The organism is Enterobacter sp. E12, assembly GCF_014596715.2.
GTDB lineage: Bacteria > Pseudomonadota > Gammaproteobacteria > Enterobacterales > Enterobacteriaceae > Enterobacter > Enterobacter bugandensis.
The window spans coordinates 2,080,271-2,096,730 of the sequence record NZ_CP115601.1; the positions used below are offsets into that span (position 1 = coordinate 2,080,271).

Annotated in this window: 15 protein-coding genes; 6 read left to right on the forward strand and 9 right to left on the reverse strand. The window is 56.9% G+C overall.

The window, feature by feature from the left end; genetic code table 11:
• Positions 1–131: 131 nt before the first annotated feature.
• The gene (locus IB212_RS09945; protein WP_028012924.1) at positions 132–1,160 is read left to right on the forward strand and encodes a Mal regulon transcriptional regulator MalI; all 1,029 of its coding nucleotides are present in this window, start codon (positions 132–134) and stop codon (positions 1,158–1,160) included.
• 1 nt (position 1,161) lies between these two features.
• Here IB212_RS09945 and IB212_RS09950 read toward each other — a convergent pair whose 3' ends face one another.
• On the reverse strand, positions 1,162–2,058 hold the full coding sequence (locus IB212_RS09950; RefSeq protein WP_041910312.1) for a LysR family transcriptional regulator: 897 nt from the start codon (positions 2,056–2,058) through the stop codon (positions 1,162–1,164).
• A gap of 107 nt (positions 2,059–2,165) precedes the next feature.
• Here IB212_RS09950 and IB212_RS09955 point away from each other — a divergent pair, with 107 nt between their 5' ends.
• Together IB212_RS09955 and IB212_RS09960 are read left to right on the forward strand one after the other, a co-directional pair.
• Positions 2,166–3,146 carry an MBL fold metallo-hydrolase gene (locus IB212_RS09955; protein WP_041910310.1) on the forward strand — a complete coding sequence of 327 codons (981 nt, stop codon included), beginning with the start codon at positions 2,166–2,168 and terminating at the stop codon, positions 3,144–3,146.
• 15 nt (positions 3,147–3,161) lie between these two features.
• Positions 3,162–4,016: an alpha/beta fold hydrolase gene (locus tag IB212_RS09960; protein ID WP_041910308.1), complete on the forward strand. Its 855-nt coding sequence runs from the start codon at positions 3,162–3,164 to the stop codon at positions 4,014–4,016.
• A 38-nt stretch (positions 4,017–4,054) separates the two neighbouring features.
• On the opposite strand, the gene IB212_RS09965 is transcribed toward IB212_RS09960, so the two are convergent.
• Both IB212_RS09965 and manA read right to left on the reverse strand, forming a co-directional pair.
• The gene (locus IB212_RS09965) at positions 4,055–5,587 is read right to left on the reverse strand and encodes a YdgA family protein (protein ID WP_041910306.1); all 1,533 of its coding nucleotides are present in this window, start codon (positions 5,585–5,587) and stop codon (positions 4,055–4,057) included.
• A 99-nt stretch (positions 5,588–5,686) separates the two neighbouring features.
• Complete coding sequence (gene manA, locus IB212_RS09970) at positions 5,687–6,862, reverse strand: mannose-6-phosphate isomerase (protein WP_041910304.1); 1,176 nt, start codon at positions 6,860–6,862, stop codon at positions 5,687–5,689.
• Between the two features lie 199 nt (positions 6,863–7,061).
• On the opposite strand from manA, the gene fumA reads away from it, so the two are divergent.
• Both fumA and fumC read left to right on the forward strand, forming a co-directional pair.
• Positions 7,062–8,708 (forward strand): class I fumarate hydratase FumA, encoded by a 1,647-nt coding sequence (gene fumA / locus IB212_RS09975; RefSeq protein WP_028012930.1) that lies wholly within the window; start codon positions 7,062–7,064, stop codon positions 8,706–8,708.
• 137 nt (positions 8,709–8,845) lie between these two features.
• Positions 8,846–10,240: a class II fumarate hydratase gene (gene fumC / locus IB212_RS09980; RefSeq protein ID WP_041910301.1), complete on the forward strand. Its 1,395-nt coding sequence runs from the start codon at positions 8,846–8,848 to the stop codon at positions 10,238–10,240.
• On the opposite strand, the gene tus is transcribed toward fumC, so the two are convergent.
• From tus to rstA, 4 genes are all read right to left on the reverse strand, one after another.
• Positions 10,241–11,170 carry a DNA replication terminus site-binding protein gene (tus, locus tag IB212_RS09985; RefSeq protein WP_041910300.1) on the reverse strand — a complete coding sequence of 310 codons (930 nt, stop codon included), beginning with the start codon at positions 11,168–11,170 and terminating at the stop codon, positions 10,241–10,243.
• 73 nt (positions 11,171–11,243) lie between these two features.
• Positions 11,244–12,542 (reverse strand): two-component system sensor histidine kinase RstB, encoded by a 1,299-nt coding sequence (gene rstB / locus IB212_RS09990; protein ID WP_041910298.1) that lies wholly within the window; start codon positions 12,540–12,542, stop codon positions 11,244–11,246.
• Between the two features lie 75 nt (positions 12,543–12,617).
• On the reverse strand, positions 12,618–12,878 hold the full coding sequence (locus IB212_RS09995) for a hypothetical protein (RefSeq protein WP_041910295.1): 261 nt from the start codon (positions 12,876–12,878) through the stop codon (positions 12,618–12,620).
• Between the two features lie 227 nt (positions 12,879–13,105).
• Positions 13,106–13,822 carry a two-component system response regulator RstA gene (rstA, locus tag IB212_RS10000; protein ID WP_028012938.1) on the reverse strand — a complete coding sequence of 239 codons (717 nt, stop codon included), beginning with the start codon at positions 13,820–13,822 and terminating at the stop codon, positions 13,106–13,108.
• A 128-nt stretch (positions 13,823–13,950) separates the two neighbouring features.
• Here rstA and IB212_RS10005 point away from each other — a divergent pair, with 128 nt between their 5' ends.
• Positions 13,951–14,286 carry a GlpM family protein gene (locus tag IB212_RS10005; RefSeq protein ID WP_014883596.1) on the forward strand — a complete coding sequence of 112 codons (336 nt, stop codon included), beginning with the start codon at positions 13,951–13,953 and terminating at the stop codon, positions 14,284–14,286.
• Here the strand turns inward: IB212_RS10005 and folM are convergent.
• Positions 14,283–15,005 carry a dihydromonapterin reductase gene (gene folM / locus IB212_RS10010; RefSeq protein ID WP_041910292.1) on the reverse strand — a complete coding sequence of 241 codons (723 nt, stop codon included), beginning with the start codon at positions 15,003–15,005 and terminating at the stop codon, positions 14,283–14,285. The two genes, IB212_RS10005 and folM, sit on opposite strands and share 4 nt — an antisense overlap.
• A 39-nt stretch (positions 15,006–15,044) precedes the next feature.
• Positions 15,045–16,427, reverse strand: a complete 1,383-nt coding sequence (locus IB212_RS10015) for an amino acid permease (protein WP_028012940.1) — start codon at positions 16,425–16,427, stop codon at positions 15,045–15,047.
• Positions 16,428–16,460: the final 33 nt, after the last annotated feature.

The following is a 16,460-nucleotide window of genomic DNA, read 5'->3' on the forward strand; positions in this document are numbered from 1 at the left end:
GCGAGAAGATAAAACGTTTTATCAAAGTTTAGTGCGCGCTAAATCACATTCTCAGGCTTTGACTGGTAGTATAAAGATAACGTATTGATAAAACGTTTTACCGATCTCATTTCAGGGAGTCACGCTGACACATGGCTGTAGCGAAAAAAGTCACCATCAACGATGTCGCGCTGGCGGCGGGGGTTTCCGTCAGCACCGTTTCTCTCGTGCTCAGTGGTAAAGGGCGCATCTCGCCCGCAACCGGCCAGAGGGTGAACGAGGCGGTTGAACAGCTGGGCTTTGTGCGTAACCGTCAGGCGTCGGCGCTGCGCGGCGGGCAAAGCGGGGTGATTGGCCTGATTGTCCGCGACCTGACGTCACCTTTCTATGCGGAGCTGACCGCCGGGTTAACCGAAGCGCTGGAAGCGCAGGGGCGGATGGTCTTTCTGTTGCACGGCGGGCGCGAGGCCGGGCAGCTTCTCTCCCGTCTCGATATGCTGCTGACCCAGGGGGTTGACGGAGTGATCGTCGCCGGAGCGTCGGGCGTGGGTAGCGAACTGTGCGAGCGTGCCGCCGAAAAAGGCGTGCCGCTGGTGTTCGCCTCGCGCGCCAGCTATCTGGACGAGGCCGATACGCTGCGCCCGGATAACATGCAGGCCGCGCAAATGTTGACCGAACATCTTATTCGCCGCGGGCATCAGCGCATTGCCTGGCTGGGAGGGAAAAGCTCCTCCCTGACGCGCGCCGAGCGGGTCGGCGGCTACTGCGCGACGCTGATTAAATACGGCCTACCGTTCCACAGCGAATGGGTCGTGGAGTGTGAATCTAGCCAGAAGAAAGCGGCGGAAGCGATAGGCGCGCTGCTGCGAAGCAATCCGACGATCAGCGCCGTGATTTGCTACAACGATGTGATTGCCATGGGGGCCTGGTTTGGCCTGATCCGCGCCGGGCGTCAGAGCGGCGAGGGCGGGGTGGAAACCTTCTTCGGCCATCAGGTGGCGTTAGGGGCGTTCGCCGACGTTGGTGAAAACGCGCTGGACGATCTCCCCATCGTCTGGGCTACCACCCCTGCGCGGGAGATGGGCTACACGCTGGCAGACAGAATTATGCAGCGCATCGACAACACGGATGTCCAGTCCGGGCACCAGATTGTGGCGGCGCGGCTGGTGACGGTGAAATAATTCAGCTCTGCTGCGTAAGCGGGTTGAGCGTCAGATGTGTCTCCAGGGCTTCTACAAATTTTCGTACTTTTGCCGGGATCAGCCGGGAGGTCGGGTAAACCGCCCAAATGGCCAGCGATTCCGGCTGAGCATCTTCCAGGACGATCCGCACGAGTTTACCCTCAGCAATGGCAGGCTCTACGTACCAGCGAGATAAATTTGCGATGCCGAGTCCCCCCAGACAAGCCTCGAAAATCGCCTCAATAGAGTTAGCCGAGAATCGGCCTGACACCTTTTGTTTGTAGCGCTGTTCACCCTTCTCAAACGACCAGTGTGTCGTATCTGATGTGGCCAGGCAGCTATGTCCAGCCAGATCGTTAAGCAATTTCGGTGAACCGTACGCAGCGAGATACTCCGCGCTGGCGCAAAGCTCGCGGGGGTTATCACAGATGCGGTGTGCGACTAACCGGTTATCGCGCAGCGGTGCAATGCGTAACGCCACGTCTATGCCTTTCCCGACAATATCAATTTGCTCATCGGTTGCCAGCAGGTCGACCTGCAGGGCAGGATGTTGCTGCATAAACAGCGCCAACATCGGTGCAACGATCTTGCGTCCAAACGCCGCTGAGGCGGTAATGCGAAGGCGTCCGGACAGGTGCGTACCATCAGGAAACAGATCGGCCAGCGCGTTATTTTTATCTTCCAGCAACGCCTGCGCATGAGGCAAAAAAACGTCACCATCGCTGGTGGGTGAAAGGGATCGCGTGGTGCGATGCACCAGCCTGACCCCCAGCTCAGCCTCAAGATTGTTAAGAGAGCGTGACGCCGCCATGGCGCTCATTGAGAGCCGACGCGCGGCGCCCGCCAGGCTACCCGCCTTAATGGCTTCGACAAACACTTCTACGTCTTCCAGTTTCATTGTTTCGTTTTTCGTTATGCTGACTTATCAAAGGACATATCTACAGTATTTATCGTTACGTTGCCATAGTCTCTTCACAACCTGAAAAATATCAATCTGGAGTGAAGATGAAAAAGTTGAAAACGGTTCTGGCATTCAGCAGCCTGTTATTGGTAAGTGCCGCCTGGGCTGACGCACCTGCGCAGGTGAAGCAGCAAGTCCCCGGCTATTATCGTCTGGCGGTAGGGGAATATGAGGTCACGGCGCTGTTCGACGGCTATAACGACCTTTCGCCGTCATTACTCCACGGTCTTTCAGACGACAAGGTTCGTAAACTGCTGGCTCAGCATAAAATCGATGCCGACCGCATGCCGACCGCCTTTAACGCTTTCCTGGTTAATACCGGTAAACATCTGGTCATGATTGACAGCGGAGCGGGGCACTGCGTGTCGGAAACGGCCGGCCAGCTGGTTAACAATATGAAAGCATCAGGCTATCGTCCCGAGCAGGTTGATACCATTTTCCTGACGCATCTTCATCTTGATCATGTTTGTGGCCTGAGCGATGCGAACGGTAAAGCGTTGTTCCCCAATGCCACCGTCTACGTACCGCAGGGGGAGGCCGACTACTGGCTTGATCCTGCAAAAGAAGCGAGCGCGCCGGCTAATGCGAAAGAGTATTTTGCTATCGCCCGAAAAGCATTGTCTGATTATAAAGCCTCCGGACATCTTAAAACCTTCGTTCCGCCAGCTTCGCCGATCCCGGAAGTCCAGACGGCCTATGCCGTTGGCCATACGCCCGGCAGTACCGTTTATCGCTTTGCGTCGCAGGGGACGGCTATTAACTTCATTGGGGATCTGATTCATGCGCCAGCCGTCCAGTTCCCGCATCCTGAAGTGTCTATTCGCTTTGATGTCGATTCGAAAAAAGCCATCTCGTCCCGGGCGCAGGAATTTAACGCCCTGGCGAAAGACGGCGAGTGGATGGCCGCTGCGCATCTGCCTTTCCCCGGTATTGGGCATATCACCGCCTGGCAGCAGGGCTATAGCTGGAACCCTGTAAATTACGGTCCTTATCAACGTGCGGCCAACGTGCCTCTGCTGAAATAAAGTGAGGTTATGAATATGAAAAGTTACACCGTAACGGCAAACGGCATTCGCCAGTTTGTGGCTGAAGAGGGTGAAGGCGCGCCGGTTATTCTTCTGCACGGTTTTCCTGAAACAAACTATGCCTGGCGCTACCAGATACCTGTATTGTCCCGGCACTACCGCGTCATCGCGCCGGATTTGCGAGGATATGGCGAAACGGATAAACCGGCTTCTGGCTATGATAAACGGAACATGGCCCGGGATATCCGGGAGCTAATGCGTGCGCTGGGGTTACAGAAGGTGGTGCTGGTGGGGCACGATCGCGGGGCGCGCGTCGCGACGCGGTTCGCAAAAGATTACCCTGAGCTGGTGGATCGTTTGGTGGTCATGGATAACGTGCCAACGCGTATCGTGGCGCGCGATTTGAATGCGTCCATCGCCCGCGCATACTGGTTCTTCCTGTTCCATCTTGTGCCCGATCTGCCGGAAGCGCTGATTGCAGGACGTGAAAATATCTGGCTGCGCCACTTTTTCTCGGACTGGACCTACGATCCGTCAACCATCAGCGGCGAGGCGTTTGACACCTATGTTCGCGCGTATCAGGCGCCCGGAGCCGTGCGAGGCGCGATGGCTGACTATCGCGCCAACGCGGAAGACGTGGCGCAGGATCTTGCCGACGCTGACGTGAAAATCGCCTGTCCGGTAATGTCGCTGTGGGGCAATGATTTTCACGCGGTCGGCAAGCTCTTCGATATGCAAAGCGTCTGGGCTGAAATGGCGGATAACCTGCGGGCGCAGGGTATCGACGAGTGCGGCCATCTTCCTCAGGAGGAACAGCCTGAGAAAGTTAACGCCTTGCTGCTGGATTTCCTGCAGGGATGGAAAGGATAAGGGCAATAAAAAACCCCTCTTGCGAGGGGTTTTGACGTTTACTGCTGCGGTGCCGCCGGTACGGCTGACGCTGCGGGTTCAGCCGGTTCCGGCATTCCCAGCGTCGGCATACCAAACATGCCAACAAACTCTTCCAGCGGCATTTTGTCGCCGTTCAGCGTTACCTGGCCGTTGGCATATTGCAGGCTGGTGGAAATGGTGTTGTCTTCTACTTTGGTGATGCGGAACATCTGACCCATCGCCGCCAGACCTTTTACCTGCTGGTTCGCCAGCTTGCCGGCATCTTCATCGCCGTAGCCTTCCAGCTTCGCAATCTGGGTCATAAACTCGGTCGCCATATCCATCGGGATGGTCAGCTTGCTGTCGAGCGACTTCACGCTGCGATCCACTTCCTGCGCCAGAGTCTGCGGTTCACCCGTGGCGGCTGCAGGATCTTTCAGGAACAGCGACAGGTTAAAGCTGGTTTCGCCTTTGCTGTTTTTCCAGCTCAGCGGCGCAACGGTGACCACCGGCTGGCCTTTCAGCAGGATTGGCAGGTTATTGAACAGCACCGCCATCGCCTGCTGCTGGTACACTTCCGGGTTCTGCTGCAGCGCGGCGTCGGTCAGCAGCGCCTGGCTCTCTTTGCTGTATTTCTGGCTAAATTCGTGCCATGCCTGGCCGTCGATATTGCCGATCTTCAGCGACAGCTTGCCGGTGCCCAGATCCTGATTCTGCACTTTCAGGCTCTTCAGCGTGTAATCCAGCTGGGTATTGATACTCTTACCGTCTTTGGATACGTCGGATTGACCGTTAACGTCCATGCCTTCCAGCACGGCCATCTCTTTTCCTTCAATTGCGATAGCAATTTTATCCACGGAGAGCTTCTGATCGCCGATACGCTCTTTAAAGTCGGTCATACGGCTGTTGCCGTCGGCTTTCAGGTTGTTGAAGGTGAGCTGAACTTTTTGGTTATATTCGTTCACGGCGTTGACCAGGCCGCTTTCCGCTTCACCCGTCATGGAGAAGACGTTGCCGTCCCGATCCGCATCAAGTTTGAAATGGCCACCGCTGAAGGCGACTTTTTCGTTCTCTTTCTCGTAGTTCAGCGGTTTCAGCGCGATATCAGAACTGGTATCACCGGAGTAGCTAATACGGGTGTTAATGTCGAAAGGTGATTCATTCTTCGCCAGGTCAAACAGCGGTTTGGTGACGTCGTTATTCACCAGTACGGTATGAACGGACGCCATGGACGGGATCAGGTTAAACGACTTTAACTGCGCCAGCGGCAGCGGACCGTGGCTTACCACTTCATCCAGCACCACGCTCTGTCCCGGCTTCAGCCAGCCGTTTGCCGCACCGGCCACCGGCTTCACCACCAGCTGCATGCGGCTGGTGAACACGCCGCGCTGATAGTTCTGGTAGCTCAGTTCCAGACCCGCCTCCGGCGCGCTGCGCTTAATTTCTCCGTTAGCCTGCGCCACCATCTCAGCCAGACGGCCTTCCAGCTGTTTCCCGGTAAACCAGGAGGCACCCGTCCAGACCACGCCTAACGCTACAATCACTCCAACCGCTACGACCGATTTTTTCATTGCGACTATCCCTAAAATGAAACCAGGCGGTAAAAACCGCCCGGAGATATTAAGCCTTCAACTAGCTTAGCAAGAGTTGTTAAAAAATTCAGTAAGTGCTTAAAGCTTATTAAAAACGCGCGCCAGGCGACCGGTGCCGCTTACGCTGACCGGGGACTCATTGGCTGCAACGAATGCTGACTCGCCAGGCTGAAGAACCAGACGCTGCTCGCCTTTGCGCAGCGTTGCTTCGCCCTCGACGCAGAACAGGATCGCCGCGCTCTCCTGTGCGATTGTCGTTTCCGTCTGATTGAGGTCGTGCAGGGAGAACGCAAAATCCTCAACCGGAATCGGGAAGTCCAGCTCTGCACCGTTTTTCACCGGCTGAGTCAGCAGCTCCGCGGCAGGCTTCGCCACAAACTTCACGTTGGCAACCAGCTCAGGGATGTCGATATATTTCGGCGTCAGGCCCGCGCGCAGCACGTTGTCAGAGTTGGCCATCACCTCCAGCGCTACGCCCTGCAGGTAGGCGTGCGGGGTTTCCGCGAACAGGAACATCGCTTCGCCCGGGTTCAGCTTCACCACGTTCAGCAGCAGAGGGGAGAACAGGCCGCTGTCGTCAGGGTAAAACTCGGAAATCAGGCGGATGGTCTCCCACGGTTCCCCTTGCTGGCTGTTCAGGGCCGCTTTCAGCACCGCCAGCGCGTGAGATTTCTCTTCACCCTGCATATTCAGCAGGCTGGCAAACAGCTGGCTGAGCGCGTCCGCGTTTGGGTTTTCGAGGAAGTGGGCAATAGCCTTGTTGGCACCCGCGACCGGCTGCAGCAGGGAGATAATCTCTGAAAACTCGCGGAACGCGTTCATCGCCAGGAACGGGGTCAGAGCGAACACCAGCTCCGGCTTGTGGTTTGGATCTTTGTAGTTACGCTCGGCGGCATCCAGCGGGATGCCCGCCGCGTTCTCTTTGGCAAAGCCGATTTCAGACGCTTTCTTGTTCGGGTGAACCTGGATGGAGAGCGGCTGGTCGGCGCACAGCACCTTAAACAGGAACGGCAGTTCGCCAAAGCGCTGAGCCACCTTGTCGCCCAGCAGTGCGGCTTTATCGGCATCAATCACGTCACGCAGGCTGTGTATCTGGCCGCTGGCGTCTTCAATTTTTGAGCTGCTCTTCGGGTGCGCCCCCATCCACAGTTCCGCCATCGGCAGGTTGTTCGGGTTCGCGATACCGTAGAGATCCGTTAACGCAGTTTTACTTCCCCAGGCGTAGTTTTGCACTGAGTTAATGAGTTTTTGCATTATCAAGCCCTGATTCAAATGTGGAATTAACTCCGGGTATTAAAGCAATAAACTACGTGGAAGTAACCTGTGGATGTAAAAAGTCGTACTAGTCTCAGTTTTTGTTAAAAAATTGTGTAGGATAAGCTGACTCGCTTTTAAGCCGGGCAGCGGAACATCTGCCCTGAATAAACAGACCGAAGCAGTAAGTGAGAGAACAATGTCGAATAAACCCTTCCATTATCAGGATCCTTTCCCCCTCAGTAAGGATCAGACCGAGTATTACCTGTTAACCCGCGATCACGTCTCCGTCTCTGAGTTTGAAGGACAAGAGATCCTCAAGGTGGATCCGCAGGCGCTGACGCTGCTGGCGCAGCACGCTTTCCACGATGCCTCCTTTATGCTCCGCCCCGCGCATCAGCAGCAGGTTGCCGATATCCTGAGCGACCCGGAAGCCAGCGAAAACGACAAGTACGTTGCCCTGCAGTTCCTGCGTAACTCCGATATCGCGGCGAAAGGCATTCTGCCCACCTGCCAGGACACCGGCACGGCGATCATCGTCGGTAAAAAAGGCCAGCGCGTCTGGACCGGCGGCGGTGACGAAGCGGCGCTGGCTCACGGCGTCTACAACACCTACACCGAAGACAACCTGCGCTACTCGCAAAACGCGGCGCTGGATATGTACAAAGAGGTCAACACCGGCACTAACCTGCCTGCACAGATTGACCTCTACAGCGTTGACGGTGACGAGTACAAATTCCTCTGCATCGCCAAAGGCGGCGGTTCAGCCAACAAAACCTATCTCTACCAGGAAACCAAAGCGCTGCTCACTCCGGGCAAGCTGAAAAATTACCTGGTTGAGAAGATGCGTACCCTCGGCACCGCGGCGTGCCCGCCGTACCATATCGCCTTCGTGATTGGCGGAACCTCAGCTGAAAGCACGCTGAAGACCGTCAAGCTGGCCTCGACCAAATACTACGACGGCCTGCCTACTGAAGGTAACGAGCACGGTCAGGCGTTCCGCGACGTGCAGCTTGAGCAGGAGCTGCTGGAAGAGGCGCGTAATCTGGGGCTCGGGGCGCAGTTTGGCGGTAAGTACTTCGCCCACGACGTGCGCGTGATCCGTCTTCCGCGTCACGGTGCATCCTGTCCGGTCGGGATGGGCGTCTCCTGCTCTGCGGATCGCAACATCAAGGCCAAGATCAACCGCGAAGGCGTGTGGATCGAAAAGCTGGAAAACAACCCGGGTAAATATATTCCGGAAGCGCTGCGCAAAGCGGGTGAGGGGGAAGCGGTTCGCGTTGACCTGAACCGTCCGATGAAGGAGATTCTGGCGCAGCTGTCTCAGTATCCGGTTTCGACCCGCCTGTCGCTGAACGGCACGATCATCGTGGGCCGCGACATTGCGCACGCGAAGCTGAAGGAGCGTCTGGACAACGGCGAAGGGCTGCCGCAGTACATTAAAGATCACCCGATCTACTACGCGGGCCCGGCGAAAACGCCTGAAGGCTATGCCTCCGGCTCGTTAGGCCCAACCACGGCAGGGCGTATGGACTCGTACGTTGATCAGCTGCAGGCCAACGGCGGCAGCATGATCATGCTCGCTAAAGGCAACCGCAGCCAGCAGGTGACGGACGCGTGCCACAAGCACGGCGGCTTCTACCTCGGCAGCATCGGCGGCCCGGCGGCGGTTCTGGCGCAGGGCAGCATCAAGAGCCTGGAGTGCGTGGAATACCCGGAGCTGGGTATGGAAGCGATCTGGAAAATCGAAGTGGAAGACTTCCCGGCGTTTATCCTGGTGGATGACAAAGGCAACGACTTCTTCAAGCAGATCCAGTCGTCCCAGTGTTCTGCGTGCGTGAAGTAAATTGAAAAAAACGGGTGGCGCCGCCGCCACCCGACATCAAAAAGAGCGCACAAAGCGCCATACCGTTTCTCAGAAGTCATCAATACTTATCCCTTAAGCATGTGAGCAATCCCTCTTTTGTTATCAAGGAGAAAGTAATGACCACGGTACGCCATGAGAAAGACTCGATGGGCGCCATCGACGTCCCGGCCGACAAGCTATGGGGCGCGCAAACCCAGCGTTCGCTGGAGCACTTCCGTATTTCGACCGAAAAAATGCCCGTCTCGCTGATTCAGGCGCTGGCGCTGACCAAACGCGCCGCCGCGAAAGTGAACCAGGATTTGGGCCTGCTGGACGCCGATAAAGCCACCGCCATTATCAATGCCGCAGACGAAGTGCTGGCGGGCAAGCATCCTGACGAATTTCCCCTCGCTATCTGGCAGACCGGTTCCGGTACCCAGAGCAACATGAACATGAACGAAGTGCTGGCGAACCGGGCGAGCGAGCTGCTGGGCGGCGTGCGCGGCATGGAACGTAAGGTCCACCCGAACGATGACGTCAACAAAAGCCAGAGCTCTAACGACGTCTTCCCGACGGCGATGCACGTGGCGGCGGTAATCGCCATTCGCGAGCAGCTTATCCCGCAGCTCAACGTGCTCAAATCCACGCTTAACGAGAAAGCGCAGGCCTTCCGCGACATCGTCAAGATTGGCCGTACGCACCTGCAGGACGCCACGCCTTTGACGCTCGGCCAGGAGATTTCCGGCTGGGTGGCGATGCTGGAACACAACCTGAAGCATATCGAGAACAGCCTGCCGCACCTGGCGGAGCTGGCGCTCGGTGGGACGGCGGTCGGTACCGGGTTGAACACCCATCCAGAATACGCGGTGCGCGTGGCGGAGGAGCTTGCTGCCATCACCGGACAGCCGTTCGTCACGGCGCCCAATAAGTTCGAAGCGCTGGCGACCTGCGATGCACTGGTCCATACCCACGGCGCGCTGAAGGGGCTGGCGGCCTCGCTGATGAAAATTGCTAACGACGTGCGCTGGCTGGCCTCAGGTCCGCGCTGCGGCATCGGTGAAATCAGCATCCCGGAAAACGAGCCGGGCAGCTCCATCATGCCGGGTAAAGTGAACCCGACTCAGTGCGAAGCCATGACCATGCTCTGCTGCCAGGTTATGGGCAACGACGTGGCCGTCAACATGGGCGGTGCGTCCGGCAACTTCGAGCTGAACGTCTATCGCCCGATGGTGATCCACAACGTGCTGCAATCTGTTCGTCTGCTGGCGGACGGGATGGAGAGCTTTAACGAGCATTGCGCGGTAGGGATTGAACCCAATCGCGAACGCATCAGCCAGCTGCTCAATGAATCTCTGATGCTGGTCACCGCGCTCAATACCCATATTGGCTATGACAGGGCCGCCGAGATCGCCAAAAAAGCGCATAAAGAGGGGCTGACGCTGAAAGCCTCCGCCCTGGCGCTGGGCTATCTCACGGAGGCGGAGTTTGACGCCTGGGTTCGCCCGGAAGCGATGGTCGGTAGCCTGAAATAATCATCCCGCCACGTACAGGTGCAGCCGAGGAATAATCAGCTGTAGCGGCTGCGCCTGAGGTCTGTAACGGTGCTGAACATTGTCAGCATCGTAATTCAGCAGTTCCCCGATATCGGGTACTACCGCGCCCTGATCGGCATCGTAAAGCGCAATCAGCGGCGTCGGGCAGGCATACTGTACCTGCTTTTGCTGACCGGAATACCAGACGCGAGCGATAGGCTGCACCTTCACCGGGCGCTTTATCTTCAGGCGCGCATCCACCGGCAGCGAGGCGATGCTGTGGTACTCCTGCTCCAGGCGCTCAATCCACTGCTCCCGCGACCATGGCGCGACGGTGCGCGGCGTCTTCAGGCTTTTTTCCAGCTGGGCCAGAATCTCATCCCGGGTGAAGTTTTTAATGATGTGCTTATTCGCCCAGCCGAAGCGCAGCGTAGCGGGGTGACGCAGTACCGTCAGCGTCCGATAGGCATTCAGGGTAATCAGCCCCGGAAGCTGGCGGTGCACCCACTCAAACCGCGCGGCAGGGGCGAGGCCGGACTCTTCGGTGATGATCTTTTCAAAGGCCGCTTTCAGGGTGTTGATATGCGCAATCTGGCTTTCCAGCGCTTCGCGCGATGTCGCATCGGTTTGCAGGCAGATGACCCCCGGCAGGCGCACGGCGGCCTTGCTGCTGCGGTTTTCTGACTGCTGCTGGATAAACAGGCGACGATAGTGTTTTAGCGCCAGCTCAAGGGCCGCGCTGCCGATGTGCTGTTCGACCTCGATGGTGTCCAGCGGATCGTGCTCGGCTCCCTTAGCCACTTCCGGCAGGGTAAAGACGCGCGCGGCCAGCAGGCGACAGGCCTGCAAACGCTCGGTCAGGGTCAGGAGTTCGTGTTCTATTTCCCGAAACGTGCCGTTAAGCCGTTCGATGAGATCGTAGTTCGCCATAAACACTCTCATTAGTTACAACATACTTATCATATAGCATAGCACGCCGGGTCAGGCCAGCGTGCGGTTGAGGTCAGGCAGGAGCGGGAAGGGCGATGTTATGGTACACCGGCCAGCTAAAGCAGAAGCGCGCGCCGCCGAGCTCGCTCTCCTCGCAGTGTACCGTGCCGCCCATCGCCTGCGCGATAGAGTGGACAATCGCCAACCCCAGGCCGCATCCGCCGGTGGCGCGATCGCGGCTGGGATCGAGGCGGACAAACGGTTCAAACACGGTCTCTCGCGCTTCCGGGGCAATTCCCGGTCCGTCGTCCTCCACCGTCAGGCTGGCCCGGTTGCCCTGCAAATCCAGGCCAATCTGGAGCGTCCTTTCGCTGTAGCGCATGGCGTTGTTCATCAGGTTGTCCAGCACGCGCTCCATCAGGCGCATATCGAGCGCGCCGTAGTCACCCGGCGTGACGCGCGTCAACAGCGTGCGCTGCGGGTTTACGCTCTGAACGTCATCAATGTGGGTTTGCAGCCAGGCGGGCAGATCCGGCGTGGTGAGGTTCAGCTCGTTTTGCGGGCGGTCGAGACGCGCGTAGGTCAGCAGCTCCTCAATCAGCGCTTCAAGCTGGCCAATGTCGCGGTTAAGCGCCTGATTCTCTGCCTCGGTCAGATTCTCGCTCATCTCCAGACGGTAGCGCAGGCGAACCAGCGGCGTGCGCAGCTCGTGCGCAATTCCGTCGATCAGCTGCTTCTTACTGGCGATCAGGGCGTTGATGTTATCGGCCATCTGGTTAAAGGCCACGCCCAGACGCTCAAAGCTGGAACCGCTGTCGAAGTGAATGCGTTCGGTAAAATGCCCCTCGCCAAAACGCTGCGCGGCAGATTCCAGCTTCAGCATGTCCTGCCAGTGGGGCCGCATCCAGATAAAGACCGGAAATGCGAGCGAAATGGCGATAAAGGCCATCAGCGCCATGTCCAGCAGGCGCATCTGGTGCAGATAATAGAGATAGGGCACCGGCCCGACGGCCAGCACATAATGGCTGCGCGGAATGCGCTGGATAAACGTGTATTTCTCATCCAGCGCGACGATGTCACCGTCGCGCAGACGCTGCATGGCGGGCGGATCCAGCTCAAAATCTTTTAACGGCTCGATGCGTAAATCGAATGACAGATTGAGATCCAGCTCTTTCAGGGTTTTCGCCCAGTCGTGTGGCGGGATCTCTCTTAGCTCGCTGCGCATCAAATAGAGCGAGCTTTTCATCAGATCGTCCAGCGACTGCCGGCCCGCACGTTCGGCGGTGAATTTATAAACCAGGCCGACCAGCATGGTCATCACCAGGAAGCAGACAAACAGTAAAAGATAAAACTGCACAAACAGCTTTTTCATTGGATCTCACCGAAGAAACGCTTTGTGCAGAATATACATGAAATCCCATCGATATTTTCATGTCTGTGAAGCGCGTTACATGGCATTCGCGCTGTTTTTTACCCTGCCGATGAGTGTTTCCGTTATGGCCAGACCTTCCGCAATGTGCGGATCGATCACGGCAGTCCCAAATTCGTTAATCAAATCCAGGAGTATTTCGTAAAACTGGATGAGTTCAAGGAGGTCAATGAGCGCTTTTTGATCGGCACGTGAGGGTAAGGCATGGCTAGCTGCTGCCTGATTAACTATCCATTCAAGATTGGTTTTAATGGCTTCTACTTCAGAGTAGCTATACATATCTCATCGGCTTAAATCCTCATTTCAAGATTTCATGGGAGAGAATGTGCTGAAAAGGTGTGGGCTTATAGCCGGCCCGGCGCGACTTAAAGGAGAGAACGTGTGAATAATAATTATGGATTAGTTCGCGCGCTTATCAAGTTAACTGTTGCGCAAACGTGAAAATTAACGCGCGAAAGAAAGGGCTTAGACGCCTGATGCCTTCATTTCGCGCATGTTATCTTTTATCAGGTTTCCCAGGCGTGTGGGGCAAACAGATAACCCTTGTTACGCACGGTTTTAATGCGGTAGGGCTCGGTGGCGTTATCCTGCAGTTTTTTGCGTAATCGCGAAATCGCCACGTCAACGCTGCGATCCATACCGTCATAGCTCACGCCACGGAGGTTTTTCAGCAGCGCGTCGCGGTCCATGATTTGCCCGGCATGCGTGGCCAGCTCCCAGAGCAGGTCAAAGTCTGCGGTAGAAAGGGCGATAAGCTCGCCGGAAAGCAGGACCTGGCGATTAACCGGGTCAATAGACAGCGTACCGAAGCGCAACGCTTTGTGCGGCGTCAGGGACGGCGCGGGCGCTTCGCGTTCAATGCTGGCGTGCTGGCGCAAATGCAGGCGCAGGCGGGCCAGCAGGACGGCAGGCGGTGTGGTTTTCAGAATGTAATCATTGGCGCCCATCTCCAGCGACAGAATATGGTTCATATCGCTGTCCAGTGAAGTAAGCAGAACGATAGGACCGTCCCAGCGGGCGCGCAGGTCCCGGCAGAGCGTCATGCCGTCTTTGCCTGGCAGCATGATGTCCAGCAGCACTAAATCCGGGTTTTCACGGACGACCACCTCTTCGGCACGATCGCCGCGAGGCTCGACAATGACGTCCATATCATGTTTACCCAGATAGGCGGCGATCAATTGCCCGACTTCGGGTTCGTCTTCAACATATACAATCTTATTCATGCAGCGTCTGTTTTCGTGAAAAAAGCCAAAATACACCGCGGAACCTTAACCTTCCATTAATCTTTCAAAATTAACGCCGCTTCCGTTATTCTGACGTTTCTTGTTATTTGATTGTTATAGGAAAAAATATGGGGCTGGTGATCAAAGCCGCGCTGGGGGCGCTGGTGGTGTTACTGATTGGCATTCTGGCAAAAACCAAAAACTACTATATTGCCGGGCTGATCCCGCTATTCCCGACCTTTGCGCTGATTGCCCACTATATTGTGGCCTCTGAGCGGGGTACGGAAGCGCTACGCACGACCATCGTGTTTGGCATGTGGTCAATCATTCCGTACTTTCTCTACCTGCTTTCCCTGTGGTATTTCACCGGTTTTCTGCGGCTTCCCCTGGCGCTGGGCGGGGCAGTGGTCTGCTGGGGGCTCAGCGCCTGGGTGTTAATCTTCTTCTGGAGCCGCTTTCACTAGCGCAGCGGGCGACCGCCGTCCACGGCAAAGGTTCTGCCGGTGACGTAGCAGCTGGTGAGCAGATAATCTACAAGGTCGATCACCTCTTTCTCGCCTGGGGCAATTTTCATCAGCGACTTATTCAGCGCCTGCTGGCGGTATTCCGCATCATCGTGTTCGTTAAACAAAATCATCGCCGGGGCGATGGCGTTCACCTTTACCTCGGGCGCGAGCTTGCGGGCAAAGGAGCGCGTCATGTTATCCAGCGCGGCTTTGCTGGCCGCGTAGGCGATATGCTTGTCGCTGCCGCGCTCCACCACATAATCGGTAAAGTGAATAATGTCGCCCGCCGCATGCCCGTGGCCGCGCAGCAGATCCTGCAGCGCGTGGTTAAGCAGATAAGGGGCGTTAACGTGGATCTGCAGCATGGCGGAGAGCGTATCGCTGAGGGACGTGCCGGGCTTCTCGGCACACCATGCGCTGGCGTTATGGATCACGGCGCGCAACCCCGTCGCGGTGGATTTAACCTGTTCGGCAAAGGCCAGAATGCCTTCGTCGGTGGAAAAATCAGCCTGAATGCAGATCGCTCCGGCTTTGCGCAGCCCCTCAATCGACGGGTATTCCGTACGGTAGCTGACAATGACCGGATGGCGAAGGTTGAGAAAGTGATGGGCGAGGGCGAGGCCGATACGGCGGCCTCCACCGGTGATCAGTATTGGGCGAAGCGGTGCATTTCCCATCGTATTCTCCTTTACAGTTCAACAATGGGAAAGACAGTGCTATCCCATTAACATCCAGGTTGCCGGTACGGCAGCAACCAGTAACAGCCCGATTAAGGCCATTTCACGGCGTTTCAGCGCGTTCTCCAGCTGATGCGTGCGGCGGGCATAGATAAACACCAGCAGACCCGGCGCATACAGCACAACCGACAGCAGCAGATGCATCGGCCCGGAAGCATACAACAACCACAGGCCGTAAATACAGGCCCCTACGCCCACAACATAGTGCGCCGGACGCGTGGCGATTTTTAACAAATACGCACCCACTAAGAAATAGGGTACCAGAATCATCTCCGAGGCGATGGTCAGCAGGGTGTTATAGTCTGAACCTGTGAGCCAGATCAGCACCAGACAGACCTGAACGCTGATGTTGGTCAGCCAGAGTGAGGCTGATGGCGCATTATTTTGGTTTTGACGAGCAAACAGGCGGGGAAACGCCTTGTGCGTAGCGGCCAGAAACGGCACTTCAGCCGCCATGATGGTCCAGCTCAGATAAGCGCCGCAGACGGAGACGATCAGCCCTGCGGCAATCACCACGTCGCCCCACGGGCCGAGCATTTTCACCATCAGTCCTGCCATGGACGGGTTACGCATTTCGGCCAGTTCAGGACGCGCCACCACGCCCAGCGACAGCAGGGTCACCAGCAGATACACGCCCAGCGCTGCCAGGACGGCCAGCAGCGTGGCGCGTCCCACATCGCGCTTATTACGCGCGCGGGCAGAAACCACGACGGCACCCTCAACGCCGATAAATACCCACAGGGTAATCAGCATCGTGTTTTTCACCTGCTCCCAGACCGGAACGCCCAGCGCAATGCCGCTGAAATCAAGCGAAAACACGTCGAGACGAAACGCGATAAAGGCCAGCACGATAAACAGGCCAAGCGGCACCAGCTTCGCCAGCGTTGCCACCAGGTTGATGCTGGCGGCGGTCTGGACACCGCGCAAAATCAGCCAGTGAACAATCCACAGCAGCACCGAGGCGCCGACGATAGACTGCCAGGTATTACCGTCGCCAAACAGGCGCAGCTCAGGGGTATCGGTAAAGAAACTGAGCGCCGAGAAGACAATCACCAGATAAGAGACGTTGGCGATGACCGCGCACAGCCAGTAGCCCCAGGCGGAACAGAAGCCGATCAGCTCGCCGAAACCTTCACGTGCATAGGTGAAAATGCCGCCGTCCAGATCCGGGCGAATGCGCGTCAGCAACAGCATGGCAAACGCCAGCAGCAATATCCCGACACCGGTAATGCCCCAGCCAATGAGCAGGGCGGCAGGGCTTGCGACGGCCGCCATGTTCTGCGGTAAACTGAATACGCCCGCGCCCAGCATTGAGCTCAATACAAGTGCAGTTAAAGCACTCAGGCCAAGTTTCTTTTCCATTGGCTTCCTGTTATGAAAAGTCCCAATCCAGAA